At 76.2% G+C, this 7,788-nt stretch carries 8 protein-coding genes and 1 pseudogene; 2 read left to right on the top strand and 7 right to left on the bottom strand.

Annotated elements, in window-relative coordinates:
- The 3 genes and pseudogenes from G6556_RS15220 to G6556_RS19995 form a co-directional block, all read right to left on the bottom strand.
- A pseudogene (locus G6556_RS15220) lies at positions 1-339 on the bottom strand (hypothetical protein); the annotation flags it as partial.
- On the bottom strand, positions 336-911 hold the full coding sequence (gene sigK / locus G6556_RS15215; protein WP_166943201.1) for an ECF RNA polymerase sigma factor SigK: 576 nt from the start codon (positions 909-911) through the stop codon (positions 336-338). The gene sigK and the pseudogene G6556_RS15220, both read right to left, overlap by 4 nt.
- Positions 912-1,043: 132 nt before the next feature.
- Positions 1,044-2,339 carry a hypothetical protein gene (locus G6556_RS19995; RefSeq protein WP_166943199.1) on the bottom strand — a complete coding sequence of 432 codons (1,296 nt, stop codon included), beginning with the start codon at positions 2,337-2,339 and terminating at the stop codon, positions 1,044-1,046.
- 90 nt (positions 2,340-2,429) lie between these two features.
- Here G6556_RS19995 and G6556_RS15205 point away from each other — a divergent pair, with 90 nt between their 5' ends.
- Complete coding sequence (locus G6556_RS15205) at positions 2,430-3,134, top strand: WYL domain-containing protein (protein WP_166943196.1); 705 nt, start codon at positions 2,430-2,432, stop codon at positions 3,132-3,134.
- A gap of 107 nt (positions 3,135-3,241) precedes the next feature.
- Positions 3,242-3,613 carry a VOC family protein gene (locus tag G6556_RS15200; RefSeq protein ID WP_166943185.1) on the top strand — a complete coding sequence of 124 codons (372 nt, stop codon included), beginning with the start codon at positions 3,242-3,244 and terminating at the stop codon, positions 3,611-3,613.
- A gap of 26 nt (positions 3,614-3,639) precedes the next feature.
- On the opposite strand, the gene G6556_RS15195 is transcribed toward G6556_RS15200, so the two are convergent.
- The 4 genes from G6556_RS15195 to G6556_RS15180 form a co-directional block, all read right to left on the bottom strand.
- Complete coding sequence (locus G6556_RS15195; protein WP_166943182.1) at positions 3,640-3,873, bottom strand: hypothetical protein; 234 nt, start codon at positions 3,871-3,873, stop codon at positions 3,640-3,642.
- 259 nt (positions 3,874-4,132) lie between these two features.
- On the bottom strand, positions 4,133-5,806 hold the full coding sequence (locus G6556_RS15190) for an ABC transporter ATP-binding protein (RefSeq protein WP_166943178.1): 1,674 nt from the start codon (positions 5,804-5,806) through the stop codon (positions 4,133-4,135).
- Positions 5,803-6,315, bottom strand: a complete 513-nt coding sequence (locus tag G6556_RS15185; RefSeq protein ID WP_205693555.1) for a MarR family transcriptional regulator — start codon at positions 6,313-6,315, stop codon at positions 5,803-5,805. Before G6556_RS15185 ends, G6556_RS15190 begins: the two co-directional genes overlap by 4 nt.
- Positions 6,316-6,320: 5 nt before the next feature.
- Positions 6,321-7,757, bottom strand: coding sequence for a serine hydrolase domain-containing protein (locus G6556_RS15180; RefSeq protein WP_166943174.1), 1,437 nt, complete (start codon positions 7,755-7,757; stop codon positions 6,321-6,323).
- Between the last annotated feature and the right edge of the window lie 31 nt (positions 7,758-7,788).

Below are 7,788 nucleotides of genomic sequence, written 5' to 3'. Positions count from 1 at the left end.
CGTCCCGGGAGCGGGCGCCCCGGGAGCGGCGGGGTGCACGGGCTCGGACTCCGGCACCTCGCCGGCTGCGCGGTCCTCCCGCCGGGTGTGCTCGACCTCGGCCAGCACGGCCAGCCGGACGGCGTCGGGCGCGGCGACGGCCATGGCCTCGCCGAGCACCGCCGCGGTCTCCAGCAGCGAGCGGGCCTCCCGGGCGGCGTCCGGGTCGCGGGCGATCAGGTCGTCGACGCGGGCGCGCTCGGCCTCGTCGAGCGCGTCCAGCGCCCAGGCGCCGAGCAGCTCGCGGGTGGCGGCGTCGTCGGGGCGGCGCTCGCCGGGACGAGGGGTCGGGGCGGTCACGCGGCCACCCCCAGGCAGTCGCGGAGCCGGGTGAGGCCGTCGCGGATGCGGCTCTTGACGGTGGGCAGCGGGGCCTCGAGCGACTCGGCGACCTCGCGGTACGTCCGGCCGTCGTAGTAGGCGAGGACGACGGCCTCGCGCTGGGTGTCGGTGAGCCCGCCGAGGCAGTGCCGGACGCGCTCGGCCTCGAGGTTCGACTCGGCCTGCTCGGCGACGACGTCGAACGCGCGCGGCCGGTCGCCGTCGAGCACCGCCTGGTCCCGGGTGCGCTGGGCCTGCACCGAGCGCACGCGGTCGACGGCCCGGCGGTGCGCCATCGTGGTCGCCCACGCGCGCGCCGAGCCGCGACGGGCGTCCCACCGGGACGCCGTGCGCCAGATCTCCACCATGACCTCCTGGGTGACCTCCGCCGCGTGGTCCGGGTCGCGGAGGACGGCGAGCGCCGTGCCGTGCACGGCGGGGGACAGCATGTCGTACAGCGCCGGGAAGGCGTCGCGGTCGCCGTCGGCGACGCGCGCGAGGGCCTCGTCGGCCGTCACGCGTGCGGCTGGGCGGGAACCGGGGGAGGACACCGCTGCAGTCTGCCGCACGGCGCCCGCCGGTTCCCCCCGACCCGCCCCGGACGCGGGCGTGACGCGCGCCTCGGCGCGGGCGTGACGCCGGCCCCGGCGGGGATCGGGGCCGGCGTCACGGTCTCGGGCCCGTCAGGCGACGAGCGCGGCCGCCAGCGAGTCGATGGCGCCGGCGAGGGTCGACACGTGCATGCCGAGCCCGGCCGCGACGTCGTCCGCCGGCAGCTCGCCGTCGCTGATCTTCTCGAAGAACGCGCCGGCGGCGGGACGGTAGCCGTCGAGGTTCATCAGGGCCTCCTGCTGGCCGTCGGTGTCCCCCGTGGCATCGGCCACGGCGTAGTCGACGAAGTAGCCGATGTGCTCGCGCCACAGGTCGAGGAACGCCGTGCCGTTCTCCTCGCCCGCGAGCGAGGTCACCGCGTCGGACAGCGCGACCGAGTTGGCGTCCAGCGTGGCGGCCGCGGCGGTGAACGCCGGGGACTCGACCCCGCCCTCGGCGGTGTAGGCGGTGAACACGGCGTACGCGGCCAGGTAGACGTGCTCCTGGAGCAGCGCGGTCAGGGTCGACCGGAGGGTGGAGGCGTCGTCCATGGCGTCGCCGGACAGCCCCGCACCGGCCGCGAGGCCGGTCGCGATGGTGGCGGCGTCCATGCCGACGTGGTCGGCGGCGGCCTTCAGCGTGTCGGACGCGGTCGGCTCGCCGGCGGCGAGCGCGTCGATCGCGGCCGTCAGCGTCGTGACGTGCATGGTCAGCGCCTCGGCCACCGCCGCGGCGGGCAGGTTGCCCGCGCTGATCTGCTCGAAGAACGCCCCCGCCTGGGTGGTGTACCCGGCGAGCGAGGCCTGCGCGGCGTCCGCGGCGGCCTGGTCGCCGGACTTCACCGCGACGGCGTAGTCGACGAAGTAGCCGATGTGCTCGTCCCAGAGCTGGTGGAAGGCGGTGCCCTGCTCCTCGCCGGCGAGCGAGCCCACCGCGTCCGCGAGGTCGTCGGTGTTGCCGTCGAGCGCGGCCTTGGCGGCGGCGAACTCCTCGGAGTCGGCGCCCGCGGTGTAGGCGGTGGCCACGCCGATGCCCGTCAGGTACACGTGCTCCTGGAGCAGCGCGGTCAGGCCGGCGCGCAGGGTGGCGGCGTCGGAGTCGACCTCGCCGGCGGTGTCCGTGGCGGCGGCCAGGCCGGTCGCCAGGGTGAGGCCCGTCTCCGGCATGTGCGCGGCGGCGGTGCGGGCGTCGGCGAACGGGTCGCCGGTGCTGACGGGCGCGACGGCGTCCATCGCGTCGTGCGTCGAGCCCATGTCCATGGACGACGAGGACGACGGCGCGGTGCCCTCGCTCGTGTCGTCGGTGCTGCTGCAGGCGGCCAGCGTGAGGCTCAGGGTGAGCCCGGCGGCCATCGCGGCCACGGCGTAGGTGCTGCGGGTGCGTCGCATCATCGCTCCTTGCGTCCCTCGGGTGTGGTGTCGGGAGGGGTTCGGAGCGGCCGGGCGACCGGATGGGTCCGGAGGCGGCATGATCGCCGGGTGAACCGGACCGACCGCCTCTACGCGATCGTCGAGGAGCTCCGCGCCGTGGCGCCGCGGTACCGCAGCGCGCGCTGGCTCGCCGGGCGGTTCGAGGTGTCGGTGCGCACCGTCGAGCGCGACCTGTCGGCGCTGCAGCAGGCGGGCGTGCCGATCTGGGCGCAGACCGGCCGGACGGGCGGGTACGCGATCGACACCGCCGCGACGCTGGGCCCGATGGGCTTCACGCCGGACGAGGCGCTGGCGGTGCTCGTCGGGGCGAGCGCCCTGCGGCGCGGCCCGTTCCGGCAGCCCGCGGCGAGCGCGATGCGCAAGCTGCTGGCGGTGCTCCCGGAGGGCGACGCCCGGCGCGCCACCGCGCTCGCGGACCGGGTCCGTCTGCTCGAGCCGGAGGTCGACGGGCCCCGGGCGCCCGCCGCCTTCGCCGCGGCGCTGCAGGCCGACCGGGTCGTCCGGCTCACGTACCGCGACCGGGAGGGTGCCGTCACCGAGCGGCAGGTCGAGCCGCTGGGGTCGGTCGTGCAGGACGGCGTGTGGTTCCTCGTCGCCTGGTGCCGGCTGCGCGGCGGCGTGCGGGCGTTCCGGGCCGAGCGCATGGTGGCCGTCGACCTCACGGCCGAGCGGGTGCCGGCGCGCGAGCTCCGGTGGGAGGACCTGGACATCCCGGCCGGGACGCTCCGCCCCGTGCTCGACGGGTCGCGCTGAGGCGATCGGCCCGCTGCGGCGACCGGCCGGGAAACACCGACAGGACGGTGTCGCGGGCGCGGCCGAGGCTGGTCCGGTCCATCCCGCACCCGCACCGAGGAGTCCCCGTGCCGCTCACCTCCATCCGCCTCGTCACCGAGGACGTCGACCGGCTCGTCGCGTTCTACGAGCGCGTCACCGGGCTGGTCGCGACGCGTCCCGTGCCCGCGTTCGCCCAGCTCACCGGCCCCGGCGCCGTGCTCGCCGTCGCCCACGTCGACACCGTCGCGCGGCTCGGCGGCGTGCTGCTGCCGGCGGCGAACCGCTCGGTCGTGGTCGAGTTCGAGGTCGCCGACGTCGAGGCCGAGCTCGCCCGGCTGGACCCGGACCCGGCGGACGTGCTGCTGCCGCCCACCACGATGCCGTGGGGCAACCGGTCCGCGCTGCTCCGCGACCCGGACGGGAACGTCGTCAACCTGTTCAGCCGCCCGGAGGCCTGAACCGGCGGCGCGCGCCCGCGCCCCGCCTAGGCGGCGCCGTGCCAGGCGAGCGCGAGGACCACGTCCTCCGGGCGCTCGGCGTGCTCGGGGGCGGGGCCGCCGACGAAGCACCGGCACGGCCCGTCGCGGTGCACGAGACCGGCGTGCGGGCGGGCGACGCATGGGGTCGGGCCGACGGCGGCGCTCAGCTCGTCGAAGGGGGTCCAGGCGGCGGGCAGCCTCCGGATCGCGGCCGGGCGGCCCAGGTCGTCGAGCGTCATGCGGTCCCACCTCCGTGCTCCGGGCCTCCCGGGGGAGGCCCCTGCGGCGCCGGCCGGACCGACGTCGCCCCGCGGGCCGGGTCGGCCCGTGTGCTGCTGTCCATCGGACGGTCGCACGGTTTCCTGGGGTGTCAGGGGCATCTGCGTGGTCGCGAGCGGGTGAAAAACCACCCATGTGGTCGACATCACCGGCAAATCGGACGCCCTCCGGTGGCGGGACCTGCCGACCCGTGGGAGAGGGCGCGCCCGCGCCGTGGCGTCAGCCGGCCAGCCGCTCCGCCCGGCGCGCCGCCTGCGCCGCCGGGTCCGGCACCGGCGCCGCGGCCAGCAGCCGCCGCGTGTAGTCGTGCTCCGGCGCACCCAGGACCCGGCTGCGCTCGCCGACCTCGACCACCCGGCCGCGGTGCATCACGGCGACCCGGTCGGCGAGCTCGTCCACCACCGCCAGGTCGTGGCTGATGAACAGGCAGGCGAACCGGAGCCGCTGCTGGATGGACCGGAACAGCTCGAGCACCGTCGCCTGCACGGAGACGTCGAGTGCCGAGGTGGGCTCGTCGGCGATCAGCAGCTCCGGGTCCAGCGACACCGCCCGCGCGATCGACACCCGCTGCCGCTGGCCGCCGGACAGCTCGTGCGGGTACCGCGACGCCCACGCCGCGGGCAGCTCGACGCCGTCCAGCAGCTCGGCCACCCGGGCGGAGAGCGCGGCGCCCCGCAGCCCCGCGTGCACCCGCAGCGGCTCCGCGACGGACTCGCCGATGGTGTACCGCGGGTTGAGCGACGCGGCGGGGTTCTGGAACACGACGCCGATCCGGGTGCGGGCCGCCCGGACGGCGCGCGGGGTGTCCCGGCCCAGCCGGGTGCCGACGACCTCGACCGTGCCGGAGGTGAGCGGCGCGAGACCCAGGGCGCACCGGCCGAGGGTCGACTTCCCGGACCCCGACTCGCCGACCAGGGCCAGCATCTCGCCGGGCTGCACCCGCAGCGTCACGTCGTCGACGGCCCGCACGACCCGGCCGCGCCGGTTCTTGTACTCGACCACCAGGTTCTCGACGTTCAGCGCGGGCCGCTCGGCCGCGTCGGTGCCGGCCGGGCGCTCGTCCGCGCCGATCCGCGGCACGGCGTCCAGCAGCGTGCGGGTGTACGCGGCGGCGGGGGCGTCGAACAGGTCGGCGACGTCGGCGGTCTCGACGACCTCGCCGTGCCGCATGACGACCACCCGGTCCGCGAGGTCGGCGACCACGCCCATGTCGTGCGTGATGAGCACGACGGCGGCCGAGGTGCGGGCCCGCAGCCGGCGCAGCACGTCCAGGACCTCCTGCTGCACCGTGACGTCGAGCGCGGTCGTCGGCTCGTCCGCGATCAGGACCTCGGGGTCGCACGCGAGCGCCATCGCGATCATCACGCGCTGCGCCTGGCCGCCGGACAGCTGGTGCGGATAGAACCGCAGCCGGTCCTCGGGGTCGGGCAGCTCGACCATGCGCAGCAGCTCGACGGCCCGGGCGCGGGCCTCGGCACGGGACAGCCCCGGCAGGTGCCGGCGCAAGGTCTCGCGCAGCTGGAACCCGATGGTGAACACCGGGTCGAGGGCGTTCGACGGGTCCTGGAAGATCATCGCGACCCGCCGGCCGCGCACGTCCGACAGGGCCCGGTCGTCGAGGCCGACCAGCTCGAGGTCGCCGAGCCGGGCGCTGCCGCTCACCCGGGCGGTGCCGGGCAGCAGCCCCAGCACGGCGAGCGAGGACACCGACTTGCCGGACCCCGACTCGCCGACGACGGCCAGCACCTCGCCGGCGTGCAGGTCGAACGAGACGCCGCGCACCGCGTGCACGTCGGGCGAGCGGCCCCGGTCGACGCGGAACGTGACGGTCAGGTCGCGCACGGACAGCACGGGGGCGGCGGTCGCCCCGCCGGGGGTCGGGTCGGTCGTCACGGTTCTCCAGTCCCGGCCTGCGCGTCGCGGTAGGCCTCCCAGTCGGCGAGCATCTTGCGGTGGTACCCCGCGAGCCACTCCATGTAGTTCCGGGCGTTGCGCAGCCGGCGCGCCGGACCCTCCCCGGGTCCGCCGGACAGCGCCTGGTCCAGCACCCGCTGCAGCCGCGGCAGGTAGTTCCGCTCGCTCGCGAGCCAGCGCCCCCAGATGTCGTCCTCGACCCGGAAGTAGTGGTTCCGGTCGCCGGCGATCGCGTGCCGCTGGATGAACCCGACCTCGACCAGCCGCCGGGTGGCGGTGGACACGGCGCCGGCGCTCGCGGTGAGCAGCTGCGCGATCTGCTGGGACGACAGGTACGGCCGGTCCGCGACCATCAGCAGCCCGACCACGCGGCCCTCCATCCGGGCGCTGTTCGTGCCCTCCCAGGTGAGCGCGAACTGCTCGATCCACGCCAGCTGCTCCGGCGTCATCGTGAGGTCGGCGGTGGGGGCGGCGTCGTCGCTGGTCATGCCGGTCAGCCTAGGGACGCCGGGACGGCCGCACCGGCCTCCCGGCGGCGGGTCATGCCGGTCCGGCGGCGGCGGAACTCCTCGAGCGGCCAGGAGGTCATCCCGTTGCGCACGGCGGCGATCGCGCCGTCCTCGGTGCGCTCCACGACGACGTCCTCGCCGGCGGAGCCGAACCCCGGCTGCCGGGTGGTGCCGAGCACGTCGCGGCCCCGCACGTGCAGCTCGTCGTAAGCGGCCACCGGGTCCGGCGCGGCGGGGTGCAGCAGCAGGAGCCGGCCGCCGAGCTCGGCGATGTCGGTGATCCCCCACAGGGCGCCGAACCGGCCGGTGTACTCGGCGAGCGGCCGGGCGTCGGCGGCGGGCTCGGGCGCGTCGGCGGGCGGGTTGAGCGCCAGGTCGATCAGCTTGATCAGGCCGACCGCGATCGCGTCGGCCGGGCCGTCGATCGCGTTGGTGAGGACGCTGACGACGAGCCGCTGCTTCGGGTCGATGTAGGTGCGCGTGATGTGCCCGGGGTAGCCGCCGGAGTGCCCGACCACCTCGCGGTCGCCGATGGTGTGCAGGTCCAGGCCGATGCCGTACCGGCCGACCTCCTTGCCGTGCACCGTCACGACCGACTCCTGCCGGTGCAGCAGCCGCTTGCCCGCGTCCGACAGCAGGGACTCGTCGCCGTAGAAGTGCGCGCCACCGAACGCGGTCATGTCCCGCGCGGTCGAGTAGAACCCGGTGGCCGCGGCGAGGGCGCGGGTGTCGACGTGCTCGATGGTCTCCCGGCGGTCGTCGGCGTCGAGCAGGGCGGTGTGCCCGGCGGCGTACCGGTCGGCCAGCGCCTCGTCGTACTCGGCGCCGGTGTCGGCCATGCCGAGCGGGTCGAGGACGGCCGCACGCAGGTGGTCGCGGAACGGCTCGCCGGTCGCGGACTCCACGACCAGGCCGAGGATGCCGTACCCGTAGTTGGAGTACTTGAAGTGCTCGTTCGACCCGTACACCTCGCCGGCCTCCAGCAGCTCGGCCACGAGGGTCGGCTCGTCGGGGAACGGCCCGTCGAGCTGCCAGAAGTCGCCGCGCTCGCCGTCGCGGATGACCCCGGCCTGGTGGCCGAGCAGCTCGCGGACGGTGCGGGACGCCAGCGGGGACCCCGCCAGCCCGGCGACGTGCGTCCCGACCGTGTCGTCCAGCCGCAGCCGGCCCGCCTCGACCAGTCGCATCACGGCGGTCGCGGTGAACGACTTCGAGTGCGAGGCGATCCGGAACAGGTGGTCGGTGCGCAGCGGCTCGCCCGTCGTGGCGTCGGCGGCGCCCCACGCGTGGTCGAGCACGACCTCGTCGCCGGACCGGATCGCCACCTGCACGCCGACGGCGCGGCGGAACGCGCCCTGGAGGTCGACCCAGGACGCGAGGTACGGGGCGGCGGCGCGGAGGGTGGCGGTCGTGTCGGACATGCGGTGGGCCTCTCGGGACGGTGCGGGGTGC

Source organism: Cellulomonas sp. IC4_254 (assembly GCF_011603975.1).
Lineage (GTDB): Bacteria > Actinomycetota > Actinomycetes > Actinomycetales > Cellulomonadaceae > Cellulomonas.
The sequence above is the reverse complement of the archived record's forward strand: the minus strand, read 5'-3'. Positions and strand labels throughout refer to the sequence as shown.

Bases quoted from the DNA above. Each gene is read 5' to 3' on its own strand.
- G6556_RS19995 (WP_166943199.1), bottom strand. From the start codon at position 2,339: ATGCGACGCACCCGCAGCACCTACGCCGTGGCCGCGATGGCCGCCGGG.
- G6556_RS15195 (WP_166943182.1), bottom strand. From the start codon at position 3,873: ATGACGCTCGACGACCTGGGCCGCCCGGCCGCGATCCGGAGGCTGCCC.
- G6556_RS15185 (WP_205693555.1), bottom strand. From the start codon at position 6,315: ATGACCAGCGACGACGCCGCCCCCACCGCCGACCTCACGATGACGCCG.
- G6556_RS15180 (WP_166943174.1), bottom strand. From the start codon at position 7,757: ATGTCCGACACGACCGCCACCCTCCGCGCCGCCGCCCCGTACCTCGCG.